This window comes from Piscibacillus salipiscarius JCM 13188 (assembly GCF_001311865.1).
Classification (GTDB): domain Bacteria; phylum Bacillota; class Bacilli; order Bacillales; family Alkalibacillaceae; genus Piscibacillus; species Piscibacillus salipiscarius.
Map to the genome: position 1 here is coordinate 1 of NZ_BBCD01000001.1, position 18,009 is coordinate 18,009.

Annotated in this window: 21 protein-coding genes and 4 pseudogenes; 3 read left to right on the forward strand and 22 right to left on the reverse strand. The window is 34.2% G+C overall.

The window, feature by feature from the left end; translation table 11 throughout:
• Nucleotides 1-130 precede the first annotated feature (130 nt).
• From JCM13188_RS00005 to JCM13188_RS00025, 7 genes and pseudogenes are all read right to left on the reverse strand, one after another.
• Nucleotides 131-427 carry a hypothetical protein gene (locus tag JCM13188_RS00005; RefSeq protein WP_054751265.1) on the reverse strand — a complete coding sequence of 99 codons (297 nt, stop codon included), beginning with the start codon at nt 425-427 and terminating at the stop codon, nt 131-133.
• Nucleotides 428-430: 3 nt separating this feature from the next.
• The gene (locus JCM13188_RS00010; RefSeq protein ID WP_054751267.1) at nt 431-850 is read right to left on the reverse strand and encodes an acyl-CoA thioesterase; all 420 of its coding nucleotides are present in this window, start codon (nt 848-850) and stop codon (nt 431-433) included.
• Nucleotides 851-987: 137 nt separating this feature from the next.
• On the reverse strand, nt 988-1,173 hold the full coding sequence (locus JCM13188_RS00015; protein WP_369404713.1) for a small acid-soluble spore protein Tlp: 186 nt from the start codon (nt 1,171-1,173) through the stop codon (nt 988-990).
• 52 nt (nt 1,174-1,225) lie between these two features.
• Nucleotides 1,226-1,321: pseudogene (locus tag JCM13188_RS20025) on the reverse strand (FbpB family small basic protein); the annotation flags it as partial.
• A 112-nt stretch (nt 1,322-1,433) separates the two neighbouring features.
• Complete coding sequence (locus JCM13188_RS00020) at nt 1,434-1,628, reverse strand: peroxiredoxin family protein (RefSeq protein WP_054751270.1); 195 nt, start codon at nt 1,626-1,628, stop codon at nt 1,434-1,436.
• Nucleotides 1,576-1,755, reverse strand: coding sequence for a TlpA disulfide reductase family protein (locus tag JCM13188_RS20030; RefSeq protein WP_369404714.1), 180 nt, complete (start codon nt 1,753-1,755; stop codon nt 1,576-1,578). The genes JCM13188_RS00020 and JCM13188_RS20030 overlap by 53 nt, the downstream gene beginning before the upstream one ends.
• Nucleotides 1,752-1,994: a hypothetical protein gene (locus JCM13188_RS00025; RefSeq protein WP_054751271.1), complete on the reverse strand. Its 243-nt coding sequence runs from the start codon at nt 1,992-1,994 to the stop codon at nt 1,752-1,754. The genes JCM13188_RS20030 and JCM13188_RS00025 overlap by 4 nt, the downstream gene beginning before the upstream one ends.
• Before the next feature lie 192 nt (nt 1,995-2,186).
• On the opposite strand from JCM13188_RS00025, the pseudogene JCM13188_RS00030 reads away from it, so the two are divergent.
• Nucleotides 2,187-4,304, forward strand: a pseudogene (locus tag JCM13188_RS00030) (catalase).
• A gap of 49 nt (nt 4,305-4,353) precedes the next feature.
• Here the strand turns inward: JCM13188_RS00030 and acnA are convergent.
• The 3 genes and pseudogenes from acnA to JCM13188_RS17285 form a co-directional block, all read right to left on the reverse strand.
• Nucleotides 4,354-7,059 carry an aconitate hydratase AcnA gene (acnA, locus tag JCM13188_RS00035; protein WP_054751273.1) on the reverse strand — a complete coding sequence of 902 codons (2,706 nt, stop codon included), beginning with the start codon at nt 7,057-7,059 and terminating at the stop codon, nt 4,354-4,356.
• 168 nt (nt 7,060-7,227) lie between these two features.
• Nucleotides 7,228-8,610 carry an L-seryl-tRNA(Sec) selenium transferase gene (gene selA, locus JCM13188_RS00040; protein WP_054751275.1) on the reverse strand — a complete coding sequence of 461 codons (1,383 nt, stop codon included), beginning with the start codon at nt 8,608-8,610 and terminating at the stop codon, nt 7,228-7,230.
• Between the two features lie 47 nt (nt 8,611-8,657).
• Nucleotides 8,658-8,858 (reverse strand): annotated as a pseudogene (locus JCM13188_RS17285) (SelT/SelW/SelH family protein); the annotation flags it as partial.
• A 162-nt stretch (nt 8,859-9,020) separates the two neighbouring features.
• Between JCM13188_RS17285 and selD the strand changes: the two are divergent.
• Nucleotides 9,021-10,061, forward strand: a pseudogene (selD, locus tag JCM13188_RS00045) (selenide, water dikinase SelD).
• Between the two features lie 43 nt (nt 10,062-10,104).
• Here selD and JCM13188_RS00050 read toward each other — a convergent pair.
• The 3 genes from JCM13188_RS00050 to JCM13188_RS00060 are packed head-to-tail and all read right to left on the reverse strand — an operon-like array spanning nt 10,105 to nt 13,047.
• Nucleotides 10,105-10,797 carry a SelB domain-containing protein gene (locus JCM13188_RS00050; RefSeq protein WP_279401167.1) on the reverse strand — a complete coding sequence of 231 codons (693 nt, stop codon included), beginning with the start codon at nt 10,795-10,797 and terminating at the stop codon, nt 10,105-10,107.
• Between the two features lie 35 nt (nt 10,798-10,832).
• Nucleotides 10,833-11,954, reverse strand: a complete 1,122-nt coding sequence (gene selB, locus JCM13188_RS00055) for a selenocysteine-specific translation elongation factor (RefSeq protein WP_054751280.1) — start codon at nt 11,952-11,954, stop codon at nt 10,833-10,835.
• Nucleotides 11,955-11,973: 19 nt separating this feature from the next.
• Entirely contained in the window at nt 11,974-13,047 is a 1,074-nt protein-coding gene (locus tag JCM13188_RS00060) for an ATP-binding protein (protein ID WP_054751282.1), read from the reverse strand.
• Between the two features lie 459 nt (nt 13,048-13,506).
• Between JCM13188_RS00060 and JCM13188_RS00065 the strand changes: the two genes are divergently transcribed.
• Nucleotides 13,507-14,463: a tyrosine-type recombinase/integrase gene (locus JCM13188_RS00065; RefSeq protein ID WP_054751284.1), complete on the forward strand. Its 957-nt coding sequence runs from the start codon at nt 13,507-13,509 to the stop codon at nt 14,461-14,463.
• Between the two features lie 48 nt (nt 14,464-14,511).
• Here JCM13188_RS00065 and JCM13188_RS00070 read toward each other — a convergent pair whose 3' ends face one another.
• The 9 genes from JCM13188_RS00070 to JCM13188_RS00105 all read right to left on the reverse strand — a co-directional run bounded on the left by JCM13188_RS00070 (nt 14,512) and on the right by JCM13188_RS00105 (nt 17,856).
• Nucleotides 14,512-14,772 carry a hypothetical protein gene (locus JCM13188_RS00070; protein WP_054751286.1) on the reverse strand — a complete coding sequence of 87 codons (261 nt, stop codon included), beginning with the start codon at nt 14,770-14,772 and terminating at the stop codon, nt 14,512-14,514.
• Between the two features lie 14 nt (nt 14,773-14,786).
• Nucleotides 14,787-15,089 (reverse strand): hypothetical protein, encoded by a 303-nt coding sequence (locus JCM13188_RS00075; RefSeq protein ID WP_054751287.1) that lies wholly within the window; start codon nt 15,087-15,089, stop codon nt 14,787-14,789.
• A gap of 4 nt (nt 15,090-15,093) precedes the next feature.
• Nucleotides 15,094-15,441: a hypothetical protein gene (locus JCM13188_RS00080; protein ID WP_054751290.1), complete on the reverse strand. Its 348-nt coding sequence runs from the start codon at nt 15,439-15,441 to the stop codon at nt 15,094-15,096.
• A 127-nt stretch (nt 15,442-15,568) separates the two neighbouring features.
• Complete coding sequence (locus tag JCM13188_RS00085; protein ID WP_054751291.1) at nt 15,569-16,000, reverse strand: DUF2441 domain-containing protein; 432 nt, start codon at nt 15,998-16,000, stop codon at nt 15,569-15,571.
• 106 nt (nt 16,001-16,106) lie between these two features.
• Nucleotides 16,107-16,319, reverse strand: coding sequence for a hypothetical protein (locus tag JCM13188_RS00090; RefSeq protein ID WP_054751294.1), 213 nt, complete (start codon nt 16,317-16,319; stop codon nt 16,107-16,109).
• Nucleotides 16,320-16,858: 539 nt separating this feature from the next.
• Nucleotides 16,859-17,152, reverse strand: a complete 294-nt coding sequence (locus JCM13188_RS00100) for a hypothetical protein (protein ID WP_054751298.1) — start codon at nt 17,150-17,152, stop codon at nt 16,859-16,861.
• Between the two features lie 101 nt (nt 17,153-17,253).
• Complete coding sequence (locus JCM13188_RS17290; RefSeq protein WP_279401168.1) at nt 17,254-17,388, reverse strand: hypothetical protein; 135 nt, start codon at nt 17,386-17,388, stop codon at nt 17,254-17,256.
• A gap of 58 nt (nt 17,389-17,446) precedes the next feature.
• Nucleotides 17,447-17,602 (reverse strand): hypothetical protein, encoded by a 156-nt coding sequence (locus tag JCM13188_RS17295; protein ID WP_279401169.1) that lies wholly within the window; start codon nt 17,600-17,602, stop codon nt 17,447-17,449.
• Entirely contained in the window at nt 17,581-17,856 is a 276-nt protein-coding gene (locus JCM13188_RS00105; RefSeq protein ID WP_054751301.1) for a hypothetical protein, read from the reverse strand. The genes JCM13188_RS17295 and JCM13188_RS00105 overlap by 22 nt, the downstream gene beginning before the upstream one ends.
• Nucleotides 17,857-18,009 lie beyond the last annotated feature (153 nt).

Genomic DNA, 18,009 nt, shown 5'->3' on the forward strand with positions numbered 1-18,009 from the left:
CCCGCGCCGTGCCTGCGGAAAGCGAAGCATTTTGACGCAGCTAAATAATGAAGACGAATATTAGGGATTGATCTCTCCTCTAATATTCGTCTTCTTCTAGATTAATATATATTTTGTACAAGCCTCGGAGTTATTTAAACCGACTCAGTTGATCTAGCTTATTTTCAGCTCTTAAAACATCTTCTTGAAATGAACCGATTAAATCAAAATGTGGGTACTTCTCATCTTTATGTATCCATTTAGGATTAAGCCCGTGTTTCCTTCCCCACTTTATTAATTTATCTATATCGCTACAACCTACTTTTGTTACAGTCTTCATATTTGGAAAGCGTTCATCTAACCAATAATGTGTTATAAAAGCGATTTCTCCTGCCTGAACTCTCTTTTTCCATTCTTTTAGCTCTTCTCTTTTTAATCCAAAGGCCATATCTTACTCCTCCACAGCTTCTAAATATGCCTCATGCCAATCAGGAAAATGCTTTCTAATTGAGATTGGTCTGAAATTAGATTTTTTCACACATACGTGAGTAGATTTACCTGTAACTGATAATGTTCCATCTTCAGAATAAATTTCATAACCATATATGACTCTAAAACCGTCGTAATGATCAATCCATGTTTTTACTTTAGCGGTTTGACCATAACGAATCGCTTGTTTATACTTGGCTTCAATATCCAGTACTGGTGAAACTACGCCCTCATTTTCCATCTGTGCGTAACTAAACCCTAATTGTTCAATTAAATGGGTTCGTCCAATTTCAAACCATACAAGATAATTTGCATGATAGACAACTCCCATTTGATCAGTTTCTTGATATCTAACTTTGACGTTTGTTTCATTGATGACCATGCTTCGAACTCTCCCTTAATCTAAAATGTTAACTGAAATAATAGTCATTCACATATTAAAGTTTAACATAACAAATAAAAAAGTTGGCCATAAGCCAACTTTTTAATGATCTTTCGCTTCGTCACTCGCTTCTTCCCTTAACCCTTTAATTGATTGACGTCTTCTTTCATTTTTGCTTGGATTTGTTGCTTTTGTTCTTCTGAAGCTGATTCCATTGATTCTTCAGCTTCTTCCATATTTTCGATCGTATTTTGAATGTTCGATTGAATTTTTTCCACATTATCAGAACGATCGTCAGGTTTAGGTTGATTGCGATTTGTCATGCACATTCATCTCCTTCACATTTTGTTTTTAATATGTGAAGTGTGACCATTACTATGCATGTTTTTCATTATTTTTAATAATACCTAGTCGCTCATCAAGCTTATCGTAAATCCGTTCCATCTCATCAGGGTTTTTCATGATTTTTCTTTTTCACTTTCAATTAAAGATTGGAATGTGACAAATCCTTTTTACGCAACATAATCGTCTCCTTTTTGCAAATAGTTTGACCATTATGTTGGTAAAATATACTTATACTAATCTAACTTTTCCATTTTTGAACCATTTCATCATATGTCATAGGACCTGATTTCTTTTGCAACTGAATCTCACCTTTTGTGTTAATAAAATAGGTCGTTGGCAAATTAGGAATTTTATACCTAGCTGCTACTTCGGTTGTTTTATCAAGAAGTATCGGAAACGTCAGTTCGTAATCTTTTACAAATTTTTCTAGCATTATCTAATACTGGTTCATTCGTATTAACTGCCAGTACAGCTACTTCGTCTCCGTATTCTTCATAAAATTTCTGCATATGTGGCATTTCTTCCTTACATGGCCCGCACCAAGAAGCCCAAAAGTTCAAGAAAACTTTTTTACCTCTATAGTCTTGAAGCTGTACCTTCTTACCTTCATATTTTCCAATTGAAAATTAGGTGCCATATCTCCCACATCTGTTCCTCCAGATTCAACCTCCATTCCTTCAGGTACGATGAATATTGAATCCTCATTTTCGCTTTTGTCACTTGAAAAAGCTGTATTATAAACAACGATACTTAATAAGATTACTATAATTCCTATTGCAAATATTCGTTTCCAAATCAACGTGTTGTGCCTCCTTGCCCACATTAGAACACTTACTTATTATCACAACCTTATCTTAACAAAAATTACACCCTAGGAGAATTTGATTTGATCAAAACTAGTGAAAACTTTGTTAAAGATGTTCCTAAATTTGGAATAAGTAAATAGGAAAAAGACAAACTATACATTAGAATTTACAAGGAGGTTATCAGTATGACTAAACAACCTGAAAACGAACCTAATAAAAAACAACAACAATTAGAAGATTTTAAAGTAGATCATGAGGGTCAAGATTTAACAACAAATCAAGGAACAAAGGTATCAAATACCTCTGATTCACTAAAAGCAGGTGAACGTGGCCCCACCATAATGGAAGACTTTCACTTCCGTGAAAAAGTAACTCACTTTGATCATGAACGCATTCCAGAAAGAGTCGTACATGCTAGAGGCTTTGGGGTGCACGGCTACTTTCAGGTTTATGAGCCATTAACAGACCTAACTAAAGCTAAATTCCTTCAAGATCCAAATGTTAAGACACCCGTCTTTGTTAGGTTTTCAACTGTCGTGGGCTCTAGGGGCTCTGCGGATACGGTCCGTGATGTCAGAGGTTTTGCAACAAAATTTTATACCGAAGAAGGAAACTTTGATTTAGTGGGCAATAATATGCCTATATTCTTTATTCAAGATGCCATTAAGTTTCCAGATTTGGTCCATGCCATCAAACCTGAACCAAATAATGAAATTCCTCAAGCTTCTGCAGCACATGATACATTTTGGGACTGGGTCGTCAATAATCAAGAAACGGCACACATGATTATGTGGTTACTTTCAGACCGAGGGATTCCAAGGAGTTTCAGAATGATGGAAGGATTTGGGGTACACACCTTTAGATTAGTCAATTCAGAAGGTAAAGCACGATTTGTTAAGTTCCATTGGAAGCCTAAACTTGGTGTTCATTCTTTAACCTGGGATGAGGCACAGAAAATCGCGGGTAAAGATCCAGACTTTAACCGCCGAGATTTATGGGATGCTATTAATGATGGTGAGTATCCGGAATTTGAACTAGGACTCCAAGTAATTGAGGAAGAACAAGAATTTGATTTCGATTTTGATATTTTGGATGCTACTAAAATCTGGCCAGAAGAACAAGTACCTGTAAAATAGTTGGCAAAATGACTCTTGACCGTAATCAGGATAATTTTTTCACTGAAACTGAACAAGCAGCTTTCCACTTAGGTAATGTCGTTCCAGGTATTGATTTTACAAATGATCCCCTTCTACAAGGACGTTTATTCTCATACTTAGATACTCAATTACTACGATTAGGCGGGCCTAACTTTCATGAAATACCAATTAATAGACCTATTATTCAGTATTACAATAATCAGCGAGATGGCTTTCATAGAATGACAATCGACAAAGGAAAAGTATCCTATTTTCCAAATTCTATCCGCCAAAATGATCCCACACCAGCTCCTGGTAAGGATGGTGGATATGAACATTATCAAGAGAAGGTGGACGGTAGAAAAGTTCGTACACGCAGTGAAAGTTTTAATGATCACTTTAGTCAAGCAAGACTTTTTTGGAATAGTATGTCGCCTGCAGAAAAGAAACATATCATTAAAGCCTTCTATTTTGAAGTTGGTAATGTGAAAGATAAAAAAAATTCGTCAAAAAGTTGTTGATATGTTTAACCAAGTTGATCATGATCTTGCCAAAGAGATTGCGAAAGGTATAGGAGCCAACCAACCTACTAAAAAGAATAATGCGGCCATAACTGAAACATCTCCTGCACTGAGCCAGGAAAACACCAATAAATCACCCGAAACACGTAAAGTAGCTGTACTAGTTGATGAAGGATTTAACTATAACGAATTAAAACAAATCATGGTCGCATGTGAAAAACAACACGTTCATTTGGAATTCATCAGCAAAACATTCAGCCCTGTTAACAGTGCTGAAGGTGACCAAATTGAACCACATAAAAGCTTTGCAAACAGTCATTCAGTTATGTATGATGCTTTATTTATACCAGGTGGGCAGCATATAGATATGTTAAGTGGTTATAAGGAAGCAAAAGATTTCGTTAATGACACATTTGCTCATGCTAAACCGATAGGCGCAACGAACGAAGCTTTGGAACTATTAGCAAATACATTAGTTAAAAATATTGCTTATACAAATGATCATACCGGAGAAGTATATTCTAACTTAGGAGTAGTGACAGTTAATGATGCTCATGATTTAACACAATTCAATCAAGCTTTTATTGACGCCGTTGCACAACATCGTCACTGGATGCGTGAAAATCACGACCGTAAACAAGCATAAAGAATAAAAGCACATCGCTAATAGCGATGTGCTTTTAAAGTTGCTAATATTATGCATTTTGTAGCTTGTTACGTAGAACCATTTGAAGAATTCCACCGTGACGGTAGTAATCAACTTCTACATCACTATCAAAACGTGCAATTACTTCAAATTCTTTAGTATTACCATCTTCATCAGTTGCGGTAACTTTGACTAAATCATGTGGTTTAACATCTTCTGTTACTTGAACATCAAATGTTTCTTTACCAGTTAGACCTAGAGATTCAATGCTGTCACCATCTTGGAACTGAAGTGGTAATACGCCCATCATAACAAGGTTAGAACGGTGGATACGCTCAAAGCTTTCAGCAATAACGGTCTTGATACCTAATAGGTCAGTACCTTTTGCTGCCCAGTCACGAGAGCTTCCCATACCGTAATCTTTACCTGCGATGACACATAGATCGGTACCATCTTCTTTATACTTCATTGCAGCGTCGTAAATAGGCATAACGTCACCTGTTGGCCAGTAAGTAGTGAAGCCACCTTCTTTACCTCCTGCAATTTCATTACGAATACGAATGTTACCAAACGTACCACGCATCATAACTTCATGGTTACCACGACGTGAACCGTAAGAGTTAAAGTTACGAGGAGATACATCTTTATCCATTAGATATCTACCTGCTGGCATATCCTTTGGAATAGCACCTGCTGGTGAAATGTGGTCTGTTGTTACAGAGTCACCAAATTTACCAACTACGCGCATTCCTTTAAGCGGCGTAACCTCTTTTGGATCTTTAGACATTTCTTCAAAGAATGGTGGGTTTTGAATGTAAGTTGAATCATCGTCCCACTCATAAAGAGGTTCATCTGTTGTTTGGATTTCATTCCATTTTTCGTTTGAATTGAATACTTCTTCGTATTCTTTACGGAAGATTTCAGGTGTTACAACCTTTTCAATCTCCGCTTTGATTTCATCAGATGAAGGCCAGATATCTTTAAAGTAAACATCATTGCCATCTTTATCTTGACCTAATGGTTCGTTTAAGATGTCGACATCTACTGTACCTGCTAGAGCATACGCCACAACTAATGGTGGTGATGCTAAGTAGTTTGCACGAACTAATGGATGAATACGACCTTCAAAGTTACGGTTACCAGATAGTACTGAAGCAACAGTTAGATCGGATTCTGCAATTGTTTCTTCAATTTCCGGTAGTAACGGACCAGAGTTACCGATACATGTTGTACAACCGTAACCAACTAGGTTGAAACCTAGTTCATTTAAATATTCCATTAAACCTGAGTTCTCTAGGTAGTTCGTTACTACTTTAGAACCAGGAGCTAATGATGTTTTAACATAATCAGGTACGTTTAATCCTTTTTCTACTGCATTTTTAGCTAGTAGACCTGCACCTAACATTACGTGTGGGTTAGACGTATTCGTACAAGACGTAATCGCTGCAATAGCAACAGCACCAGTCTTCATAGGTACTTCTTTACCATCGTTAAATTTAACAACTGCTTCTTTATCCTTTTCATCTTCAGAAAGTCCGAAGCCTTGGTTACCAGCAGGAGCTGTTAAAGCTTCATTAAATGACTTCTTCATTTGAGATAAAGGAATTAAGTCTTGTGGACGCTTTGGACCAGATAAGTTTGGTTCAAGTTCAGAAAGGTCAATCTCAACTAGTTGAGTGAATTCTGGATCTTCTTGATCTGGTGTATAGAATAAATCGTTCTTTTGTAAATATTCTTTTACAAGTTGAACTTGTTCTTCTGAACGTCCAGTTAGACGCATGTAATCTAATGATTCTTCATCAACTGGGAAGAAACCACAAGTAGCACCATATTCAGGAGCCATGTTAGAAATTGTTGCACGATCTGCTAGTGGCATCTCAGATAAACCAGGGCCGAAGAATTCAACAAATTTACCAACAACTTTCTTCTCACGTAACACTTGAGTGACTTTAAGTGCTAAGTCAGTTGCAGTTGTACCTTCTGGGAAGCTTCCTTTTAATTTTACACCGACAACTTCTGGTGTTGGGAAGTATGAAGGTTGACCAAGCATTCCAGCTTCAGCTTCAATACCACCTACACCCCAACCAAGTACACCTAAACCATTGATCATTGTCGTATGAGAGTCAGTACCTACAAGTGTGTCAGGAAACGCATCATACGTACCATCATCTTGTTGTTGTTCATGTACAACGTTAGCAATATATTCTAAGTTAACTTGGTGTACGATACCTGTTGCTGGTGGAACCGCACGATAGTTATCGAAGGCTTTTTGAGCCCAGTGTAAGAACTCGTAACGTTCTTTGTTACGATCGAATTCAATTTCCATATTTGCTTTTAGTGCATTTGGAGTACCATACTGATCAACCTGTACTGAGTGGTCGATAACCAGATCCACTGGTACTTCTGGGTTAATCTGGTCTGGGCTTCCACCCATATCTACCATTGCTTTACGTAGAGAAGCTAAATCTACTACTGCAGGAACTCCTGTGAAGTCCTGTAAAATGACTCGTGATGGTTTAAAAGGAACATCTACTGATTCCCCTTTTCCCCATTTAGCTAATTTTTCAATGTGTTCATCTTTAATAACATGACCATCATGTTGACGTAAAACTGATTCTAAAAGAACACGAATAGAGAAAGGTAGCCTAGAGATCTTGCCTAAGCCTTTTTCTTCTAATGCTTTTAGATGATAATAGTTATACGTCTTACCATTCAATTCAAATTGCTTTTTTGCATTAAAGGCATTTGCTGTCACGTTTTTACCCCCTTAATGAAAATATGTAGTTTAATAGATGATTCTTATTATTGAAATAGAATCACTCTTTTTCCGCACTTCTACATTTTATCTGAATTTATACGAGAAGTAAAACATTTGAATGCATTTTTATAGATTTAATGCTTTAAAGACTTGGTTTAATCAATTTCAACCAATTTTTTTCAAGATAATAACTTCCTCTTCAGGTGTAATTGTTCGAAAATCTAACAAAACCTGTTCTTGTTCAACTCTAGCAATAATTCGCGGTTTTAAATTTCGTAATTTACTTTTTAGTTTTGTAGCACTTAAGTGTCTGCTTGTGATTGAAACACCATATGAATCTAATTCAATCTCTGGCAACGTTCCTCCACCAACCATTGACTTAAGCGGGATTTCTTTTAATGTCAAACCTTTATGATGGCATTCATAATACCGACGAATAAAAAGTTTAACTCGTTTCTGAAGTTCCTCCCTTGTTATTAATAAGTCTCTAATAGTGGGAATATTTAAATCTTGTTGTAACCATTGTTTTAAAGTAGATTCAAGTGCAGCGTAAGTCATCTTATCAACTCTTAGTACTCTAGCAAGCTGGTGTTTCTTTAATTGTTTAATATATTGCTTTTTTCCTGCAATAATACCAACTTGGGGGCCACCAAATAATTTATCACCACTAAACGACACTAAATCAATTCCTGACTTAAGAACGTCCATTACTAGCGGCTCTTTTCCTATACCATGTCTTGTTAAGTCATAGACCATACCACTTCCAAGATCCTCATATGTCATCACATGATGGTCTTTACCCAATTCAACTAAATCTTCCCTGGTGACTTGATCCGTGAAACCAACCATGTGAAAATTACTCGTATGAACTTTCATCATTAGGCTGGTTTGGTCATTAATGGCTTTCTCATAATCAAAAAGATGGGTTTTGTTCGTTGTGCCGACTTCTTTTAATAAAGCTCCACTCTCTTCCATAATAGAAGACACTCTAAAGCTTCCACCGATTTCAACTAATTCACCTCTTGAGACAATAACTTCATGATTTTTTGCAAACGCCGTTAATACCATGTAGACAGACGCAGCATTATTATTAACGACAATAGCCGCTTCAGCACCAGTTAATTCTTTTATAAGTTCTTCAACTAAATCATGCCTAGAACCTCGTTCTCCAGAATCTCGATCAAATTCTAAAGTAGAATAATGCTTAGCTACTTGAACCACTTGATGAATGGCCTTTTCAGATAATCGAGCTCGTCCTAAGTTAGTGTGTAAAATAGTCCCTGTACCATTTATGACAGGTTCTATTCGATCAGATAAATATTTTTTTATGTTATGTACCACTCGATTTTGAATCACAATTAAGGCTTCATTTTTTGATTCAAATGACAACTCATTCTTTAGTAGCTCTTCTCTGATATCATCTACTACTTGGTTGACTCGTCTTTTTAAAAAGGTTTCAGGCAACCCTTGCTCCTGTTTTAGTTTTTGCATTTCATCTGAATGTAGAATGTCGTGAATAGAAGGTATTAATCTAAATAAATTCTTCATAAGCACACATTACCTTTCGATTAAATATGGAAAAAGTACGCGAAATGTTATCGCGTACTTTCTTCTTTCTCTTTCAATAACTCTATTATATCATCATGTTTTGGAAATACACCCGTATCTAGTTTAGAATACAATTTATGTTCATTTACGATGACTTCAAATGCACCACCAGATGATGGAACAAGTTTCATTTCACTAATGTTATGATGAAATTCAGAAAATAGACTGTCTGCGAGACTCGCAGCTTTTGGTGCGTAGTTTCACATCATACAAAATTCAATGGTTACTTTATGTTCCATGATGAATCCCCCTTTTCTTTACATTAATTTAAGAATATTAAAAGAGTTTTACTTTTTCAACTATTAACAGTTTTAGTATAATGTAAATAACAAATTAAGGGGGTGAGATTGGTGAAGCGCCATAAAGATGAAATTATAAAATTAACTTCATTGTCAACCAAAGCTGGATGAGGTTGCAAACTCGCCCCGAGCGAACTGACTCAAGTTTTGAGTCAAGTTAATACTCATCAAGAGGATGCAAACGTAATCTATAGTCAAAATCATTCAGATGATGCCGGTGTCTATCGATTAACTGATGAACTAGCGATGGTTCAAACCGTTGACTATTTCACACCCATTGTCGACGACCCTTATACTTTTGGTCAGATTGCTGCAGCTAATTCATTAAGTGATGTCTATGCTATGGGTGCAGATGTTAAGACTGCATTAAATATCGTTGGTTTTAATGTAAAATATGGCAGTCACGTGCTCGCTCAAATCTTACAAGGTGCGGAAGATAAAGTTCATGAAGCAGGCGGCTCAATTATAGGTGGTCATTCAATTGATGATGATGAGCCAAAATTTGGATTATCTGTTACTGGCCTCGCCCACCCGGATCTTATTACTCGAAATGATCAAGCACAACCAGGTGACGTTATAATTCTAACGAAACCTATAGGAATTGGTATAATCACAACAGGTATAAAAAAGGACTTGCATCAAATGACATTGCAAATGAAGCCATTAAGTGGATGCAGTTATTAAACAAACAAGCTAGTGAATTATTTAAACATTATTCAGTTCATGCATGCACAGATGTAACAGGTTTTGGTCTACTTGGCCACAGCTATGAAATGGCATATGCAAGTGGTGTATCCATGAAACTTAATTACGAAGAAATACCTGTCATTAAAGGTACTATTGATTTAGCTCAACAAGGAGCCATACCTGGAGGTTCTAAAGCTAACCTAGAGTGGCTAAAAAGCCACGTTTCATTTAACAATCAATTAAAACGAGATTGACAGGCTCGTTCTATCTGATGCTATTACTTCTGGTGGGTTACTCATTTCTATGAAAGAGTCAGAAGCAAAACAATACATTAATGAACTAACAGGTCATCGTGCAAAAATAATTGGTTATGTTACTGAAAAAATGAATCTGCAATTTATGTAGACTAAAACAAGGGTCTCCCAGCTTAACTGGGGGGACCCTTACTTTAAATCCACTTACGCTTTTGGTCCAATCTAATCGTATACTTAGATTTATCTAATTTCTCTAGAAAAGGGATGACATACTTTCTAGAAAGTCCAAGTGTTTCTTTCGCCTCTTTGACTTCAAATGTTTCCTGGGTCGAACGTTTCAACAAAGAGATCCCTTCATGAAATGCTTCCTTCTCAACATATAACTCACTCGTTAGCTGAACGATATATTGTTGTTGTATTAAAAATTCTATCCAATCCTGTTTATCCATTTTATCGTCAAAATAGTGATCAATGCTATTAACCTTCAACCCATCAGATGATAAGTTTTTTAACAATTCATTTAAAAATTGTGTTTGTTCATTTGTTAACTTCACTTTAAACTCTTTACTTTTAACAAAATAGTGTTCTTGTTCTATATAACCGGTACTAATTAAATAATCCAGAATTATTTTCCCTTCTCTTGCAGAAGTAGATATCTGTGATGATAACTCAGATTTATTCATTCCAATTAATAATGGATGTTCTTTATGGAATTGATTTAATGTATCAGTAATTTCCTCTTTGACTTTAGTGATGTAGGTCTTTGAATAGAGATGCTGGTCGATTTTTATAATGTGTTGGGTCGAAATCAGCTGCATTAAAATTTGGTCTGACATTTCATGCAATTGATCTTCGGTAATTCCAGGTTCTTTCTCAATGATGTCCAATAAGTAATCCGCCTCGCTGAAGACTGCTTTTTGTTTTAACAACTCAATAGTCTTTTGGTTGTGTGAATGTTATTCGCGAACGGTTCAATTACTTTCCCTCCGCCAATCAACTCAACTGGTGTTGCCCTTCTAAGTATGAATCTTTGATCTTTTAAAACGTATATAGGCTGGTCTAACACTAGTTGTGCATAAATGACATCTTCATCTGGTTCCAACCGATTACGGTCAAAGAAAATGACCTTACCATAAATTTCACTAGTTCCAGTATGTAATTTAATAGGAGCTCTTTGCTTTATTGAAGAATTAAATAAAAAGCTTACATTTAGTTCAATATCAATTCTGCTAGAAGCTGTTGTATTTGCATAATTAGTTAGAACTGCCCCTCGATTGACATCTGCCAAGTCTACGTTGTTAAGTGCTACAGCAGCTCTTTGACCTGCGAAGACTTCATTCACAGGTTGATTAAAATGATGAAGTCCCTTCACCTGTGCTTTAGAACCATTTGGCAGAAGATAAATTTTTTCTCCAACTCTTAAGCTCCCCTGTGTAACCGTTCCTCTTATAATAGTTCCAATTCCGTGCAGATGGAAGCTTTGATCAACTGGTAAGACCAGATGACCTTCAGTTGGTCTGGAATTAAGAGATTTCAACTTATTTAAAATAGCTTCGTTTAACTGAGAAATCCCCTTTTTTGAAACGGAGTCCACTTCAAAACAAGACTGTCCTTCTAGAAATGTCCCAGTTAATGTATCGTTTAGATCTTCTCGTACCATTGTTAATAATTCCTCATCAACTTGGTCAATTTTCGTTAGCACAATCATAACATCATGTAGCCCTAAATGATTTAAGATTTCCATGTGTTCTAACGTCTGAGGCATAACTCCTTCATTAGCAGCAATGACTAACAATGATAAGTCAATGGATGATACGCCAGAGATCATTTGTCTAATAAATTTCTCATGACCAGGCACATCTATTATTGATACGTTTAAGTTGTCTTCGTTAATTAATGGTGCATAGCCTAATTCTATAGATATTTTCCGTTCTTTTTCTTCTTTTAATCGATCTGTATCAACATTAGTTAACGCTTTAACTAATTCTGTCTTACCGTGGTCTATATGTCCTGCTAGTCCTATTGTATAATGCTGTTTATTCATGACGTCACACCAACCATCATTAATAAAATCTTATTCTAAAAATACTTCCTTTAATTTCATGATCTAACACCTTTAATGATGCATGGTGTTTGTCTAAAATTTGTTTAGTGACCATTAAACCTAGTCCAGTCCCTTTCTCCTTCGTAGATAAAAATGGTTCACCGATGCGATCTTTTAATTCATCAGGAACACCATGGCCTTCGTCAATGACGTCTACCGTTAATACATCATCTTTATAAATATGAACTCTAATTGTGCCAGAATGTTCCATAGCTTCAATTGCATTTTTTATCAGATTAATAAAAACTTGCTTTATTTGGGATCGATCACAATTAATGAAATGATCGGCTTGGTCTGTCGATAAATCAATACTTATTTCACTTAATCTCGCCTGCGATTTCATTAACATACAAACTTCTTTTAAAATGGTTGTTAAATTTTCGTCTTTCATTTGATTAGGAGATGGTTTGGCAATGTAGAGTAATTCAGAAGTGATGGATTCAATTTTTTCTATCTCTTCTGTCATTATATCAAAATAGACTTTATGTTCTTTAGAATCACTCTCTAATAGTTGTAAAAAACCTTTAATAGATGTTAGCGGATTACGGATCTCGTGAACTACACTTGCCGCTAACTGCCCAACTGATGATAATTTCTCGGAGTTCATAAGCATTTTACGGGCTGTCTTTAACTCAGATATATCATTAATGACACAAATATAATAAGTTTTCCCTTTATGGTTATCATTAATTTGGCCTAAGTGTGTCGATGTGTAGACTGTGCGTCCATCACAATTTTTAAAAGCAATTTCTAATCTAGTACGATCAAAACCTATCGAGTTAACATATTCTTTGATGGTTTCTAAATCTTCTTGACAAACGTAGTCTAATAAGTTTGAGTTTAATAAAAAATCTCTGGTATAACCAAGTAATAACTCAGCTGAATAAGATATATACCTTATTTTATAGTTTTCATCAAAGATCAGCTTAATGTTAGTAGAATGATTATCGAACCATTGAAAAGCAGAATTTAGTAAGTCCTGATCGATGTCTAGATGATGACCTCCATTTATCACCAGTGGGTGCTTCTTCATTCGATTAATCCCCCCCAAAACGCTATATACACTAAATAACTATGAACCGGCCTCAATATTATTACACAATTCTTATTTTAACCAAAAAATGTCTTAAAGGCAAAAACGATTTAAAATTTTTTAGAAAATTACTTTTTATTAATACAATTGTTCACATATATTATACTTGTAATCTATTATTCAACATTCTATAATGATGAAAGAAATGGGGCTGGTTACAATGCTGGTGCTTGTCAAGGTCTTCAAAACCGTACCTTTAGATTGATAAAACCTATCCCCTATAACCCGTCAATTATAGCACTTTTAACAAACAAGTGTTCGATATGCATATAACGGTTTCCACTCGGTCTAAATGAAACTGTTCCAAACTGTCATAAAAGACCGTTTTGATCTGTAGGCAAGACCGTTTGATTCAGGTTTTATGTCCTCTTTCAATAAAATTTTGAAAGGGGTATTTTTATGCGTAAAACTAGGAAGTATCAACGTAATGTTGAACTAACTAAGCAAATCGAGAATGATTTCAGCATGTCTGAAATGTTTGAGCAATTCATGTTCATTAAGAAAACAGAAGGGTTGGCAAAACGGACTATAGAAGAATATTACGTGAATTTTAACTACTTGCTAGATTACACAGAAGGTGATTTAACAAGTAATCAAATGACAACAGAATTATTTTGTAGTTGGATTGACTTCATGCAGGAAGAAATGAATCTTGCACCTGCAACCATTAATATTCGAGTAAGAACCACTAGAGCATTTGTTAAATATGCTTATGAAGAAAAAGGTTGGATTAATCAACCGATTCACAAACGATTTAAACCTATTAAATCGCCAATTGATGTAGTTGAATCTCTAACAGATGAAGAAGTCAAACGACTAATTGGGGCTTGTGATGACGGATCATATGTTGGTTATCGTACCCAAGTAATCTGCTACACACTTTTGGACAGTTTAATAAGGGTATCTGAACTTGTGAATTTACGAAAAGAAGATGTAAATTTAAATGAAGGCACAGTTTATGTAAAAGCAGACACAACTAAAACTCGAACAGGTAGATTTGTTCCAATCTCAACTAAAACTATAAAAGTATTAAGGGCATATCTACTTGAAACTGAAGAATTTGATAACGAATACTTCTTTTTGTCATATGAGGGTAAGCCATTAACTAAAAACACGATAAGAACTGATTTATCTGTCTATGGTAAAGTAGCCAAGATAAATAATCGTGTATCACCTCATGTTTTCAGACATACAGGGGCATTGTTTTATATTCGTAACGGTGGTGATCCTTTTAGTTTGCAAAAGATTTTAGGACATTCGCACATGAATATGGTAAGACGATATATTCAAATGACGGATAGAGATATACAATATAAGCACAATCAGTATTCACCAATAGCAAACTTATTTAAGTGATAATCTTTTCCCCTACATTTATACGTGTAGGGGAATTTATTATCTTGCTTATGTAAGGACAATACTAGAACGTAATATTAATAATCCCTGTCTAAACTTATTTATATTATCAACAGCATATCGCTTACCTAATAAATCAAATTCATCATTTACTACTATTGTTTGAGTTTGTTCGTTGTCTTGTACAACAATATCTATTTCTTGATCTGATACTCTAATTTGAGTGCCATCAATAGCCAAACGTTGCCAATCAATATAAGCAGGTATGTCATAAGGTACTTCAGTATTTTCATATACAGGTCTTCCCATATCATCATAACCGATTAATTTTGTTCAATCACGATTACTTCAATTGTTTGATCGCATGGTCTAATCGTTGCTTTATACTCGTAATCGCTTTTTAATTGCACATCAGACACAACGATAAATATCTCATTATTAATTGTTATTGTATCTCCACGTTGAATAGGAAAATTGGTATGTATTATATGATCGTCAAAATTCTCTTTATAACTACTTGTAACAGACGTACTATTGATTAACGCTTTACGTGATGTAGTTTCATCATTTAAATAAACATCTTTACCATACTCATTCAAGAGATGGTTAAAAGTTTCTGTTAACATTAAATCACCTACCTATCGAATAATTAAAGAAGTTTGTTTCAGTTTCAATCTTCTCGTCTATTTTTAACCCTCTAATTTTACGTTCCAACTGATCTATTCTGTTCTGAATATTAGTTGCAAATTCAGATATATCCAAATCATCATGTTTAATATTTTTCATACGTTCTGGGTCATTAGCCAATGATTCTAAGATAGATAATGCTGATTGATAGATTTTCTTTTTACTTGTGGCAGATTCAGGGTTATATTCTTGAAACGGTTGTAGTCCGTTTTCTTGAAGGTAAATTGATAGTTCTGATTGATTTAGGTTAACGTTCTTAACTTCCATTTCTAAACGTTGTATATTGTTCATTAAAATCACTCTCCTTTAGTGCAAAATAAAAGCACCCTATTGGGTGCTAATTAACCGTTTTTAAATGATAAAACTTCTTCTACTGTTGCTCTTCCCTCATACAAATACTCTACTCTTTTCTCATTAACTATCTCTTGATTCCAATAATTTTTGCGTCTTCCCTAACATCATTTAACTTTTTAGGATTACCTTCTACAAAAGTCGCATCACATTTAAATGCATTGCCATCTAAGTTTAACAATAATACTTGATGAGTTTCAGGATGAAAATCTTTAGTATGCATCCAATAATCTAAATTTCTAATATCAGTCAACCATAAACATCTTTGTCTAGAAGGTAAATTAGGATCAATATTTTTTCTAACCTCTTCAAATATTGTTTCTCTAGCAAAATGCCAATAGTAAGTTAATCCTTGAAAGATAGTTTTCTTTGTATTTACTAATGGAATATCTTTTGTATCATAATCTTTAAAGAAATTATTATAACCACTAAACTCTAATTGATCCCCAACAGAATACTTTTTATTTCCTATTTCACGAACATGATACAATCTATTCATCTATATTCTCCCCTTCTTAATGTACTAATTATAATATACACTAAAAAGGAAATGATTTCCATATAAAAAGCCATCTGACTGAATCAGATGACCTAAATTAGTATTGTTATAGTAATTTACCAGATACCTCTAGACAATACCTATGTTTATAATACTTTCTTATGTGATCAATACTAATATAATTATTACTTTCTAAATTCATAACTTTATCTTTATATCTGTCAATCACATCTTCTGATGGGTTTTCTTTGGTGATAGCAAAACTATTATCTTCTCTGGAAATTTGTTTAAAATCATTAAGTATTGACACTTCACTCACACTAATTTCCCCTTTCATCTACTAACTTCAACAAAGGGAATAAATTCCTGCAAACTTATTTCAGGGAAATTTTACTAGGATTGTTCCTTTTCTTCATTTTTGCATTATGCTCATCATATATATCTTGAATTTCTTCTATATCACTAAGTAATTTTATGACATCATTCTTGTTAACTCTCTTCTTATCCACTAACTTTAGAATCTTTGTATACGATATAACATGCATATCCCAAGGATATATATTTACAGTTTGTCCTGTCTTATCAGATATTTTCATTGCAATTTCATTCTTGTGTTCATATGCCTTATATGCATTATCTAAAACAGATGTTTTAATTGCACGTTCTTTTTTTTCATATTTTTTTTGTTAATATTGCTTGTATAATACTACCAATCACACTAGCCAGTGCGGTCAATCCGCCAATTATGGCTACAACTAAATAAGTATTTAATTCCATTAATTACACCACCCCAATTATCATCATTCGACAATCAAGGACATTTTCCTTCTTAAAACCACTCTATTGAGTAACTAATGACTAAAATTTAACTCTATCTGGATAATGTTCTATATACTTATCTTTATAAATTGTCGCACTCCCTAACTTCTTCTTTATATAATCTTGAGGATCTCCTGTATGAATATAACCATCTTCTAATTGTTGAATGATTACATCTCCAAACATTCCAGCCACTCTAGATATTTGATCCACGATATTCATTAACCATTCTTCATCACTACTATAACGTATAGAAAACTTCTGAATATCATCAATCTCTCTTACTATTTCCTTAATCTCACCAACAGTAAATTTGTCTTGAAATTTATCCATATTTACCACCCTTTTCATTTTATTATTAAAAGGTATGATACAGCATTAATGAAATATGTTTAACCAAAATAAAAAGCATCTGAATTTAATCAGATGACCTACTATAATAAAAACAATATTATAATAACAGGAATGGTAATTAATATTGTTAAAGCACAACCTATTTGTTGGCAACCTTTTCCGATTTGCTCTAAATCGTCTCCAATTTTCTCTGCTTTATTTTTATCTTCAGTCATATAAAAACCCCCTTAATTACCATTATTCGACAAATAAGAGGGTTATACCTTTTACTTATTAATTCTGAAATATGTGGTCAATGTAATGATCGATTAATTCATCACTTAATTCTACATAAAATTTGCTACTTCGATAAACACCTTCATCAATAAATAATTCATCACCTTGATTACCAGCATCGTTTGTATAAATCACCATAATCTTATCTGGCATATCATTAATATTTTTGAATTTATACAAACGTAACATTTTTCATTAACATGTAATGAAAATACGTCATCTTCATTTAGTACTCGAACGCTTTTTGTTGCTTGAGATAAATTATAAAATTCTTGATGTAAGCGATAAGTTAAATCATTAATAAAATCAATATAATGCAATTTAGCGTCTTGTCTTTGTTGGTAATTAATAAGTTCTTCCCTATGTTGATCTTTTAATGTTTTCAATAATTCTTGTACATCAAACATAATAAACACTCTCCCCAATTAATAAAATATGCTAAATTACATATTTCTACATTTTTTTGGAGGAATCCTTCAATTTTTTTTCCTATTTTTTTGAGATGTGTTTATGAATAGTTTTTGCCCAATGTTCTACTGTTTTGTCATTTATATGTTCAT

Coding starts and splice junctions, on each gene's coding strand:
- selA (WP_054751275.1), bottom strand. CDS start 8,610: ATGAAGAATTTATTTAGATTAATACCTTCTATTCACGACATTCTACAT.
- JCM13188_RS00100 (WP_054751298.1), bottom strand. CDS start 17,152: ATGGATAAATTTCAAGACAAATTTACTGTTGGTGAGATTAAGGAAATA.
- JCM13188_RS00065 (WP_054751284.1), top strand. CDS start 13,507: ATGCGTAAAACTAGGAAGTATCAACGTAATGTTGAACTAACTAAGCAA.
- JCM13188_RS00070 (WP_054751286.1), bottom strand. CDS start 14,772: ATGGGAAGACCTGTATATGAAAATACTGAAGTACCTTATGACATACCT.
- selB (WP_054751280.1), bottom strand. CDS start 11,954: ATGAATAAACAGCATTATACAATAGGACTAGCAGGACATATAGACCAC.
- JCM13188_RS00005 (WP_054751265.1), bottom strand. CDS start 427: ATGGCCTTTGGATTAAAAAGAGAAGAGCTAAAAGAATGGAAAAAGAGA.
- JCM13188_RS00080 (WP_054751290.1), bottom strand. CDS start 15,441: ATGAACAATATACAACGTTTAGAAATGGAAGTTAAGAACGTTAACCTA.
- JCM13188_RS00010 (WP_054751267.1), bottom strand. CDS start 850: ATGGTCATCAATGAAACAAACGTCAAAGTTAGATATCAAGAAACTGAT.
- JCM13188_RS00015 (WP_369404713.1), bottom strand. CDS start 1,173: ATGACAAATCGCAATCAACCTAAACCTGACGATCGTTCTGATAATGTG.
- JCM13188_RS17295 (WP_279401169.1), bottom strand. CDS start 17,602: ATGCCAGATAAGATTATGGTGATTTATACAAACGATGCTGGTAATCAA.
- JCM13188_RS00020 (WP_054751270.1), bottom strand. CDS start 1,628: ATGCTAGAAAAATTTGTAAAAGATTACGAACTGACGTTTCCGATACTT.
- JCM13188_RS00085 (WP_054751291.1), bottom strand. CDS start 16,000: ATGAATAGATTGTATCATGTTCGTGAAATAGGAAATAAAAAGTATTCT.
- JCM13188_RS00105 (WP_054751301.1), bottom strand. CDS start 17,856: ATGTTTGATGTACAAGAATTATTGAAAACATTAAAAGATCAACATAGG.
- JCM13188_RS00060 (WP_054751282.1), bottom strand. CDS start 13,047: ATGAAGAAGCACCCACTGGTGATAAATGGAGGTCATCATCTAGACATC.
- JCM13188_RS17290 (WP_279401168.1), bottom strand. CDS start 17,388: ATGACTGAAGATAAAAATAAAGCAGAGAAAATTGGAGACGATTTAGAG.
- JCM13188_RS00075 (WP_054751287.1), bottom strand. CDS start 15,089: ATGTTAACAGAAACTTTTAACCATCTCTTGAATGAGTATGGTAAAGAT.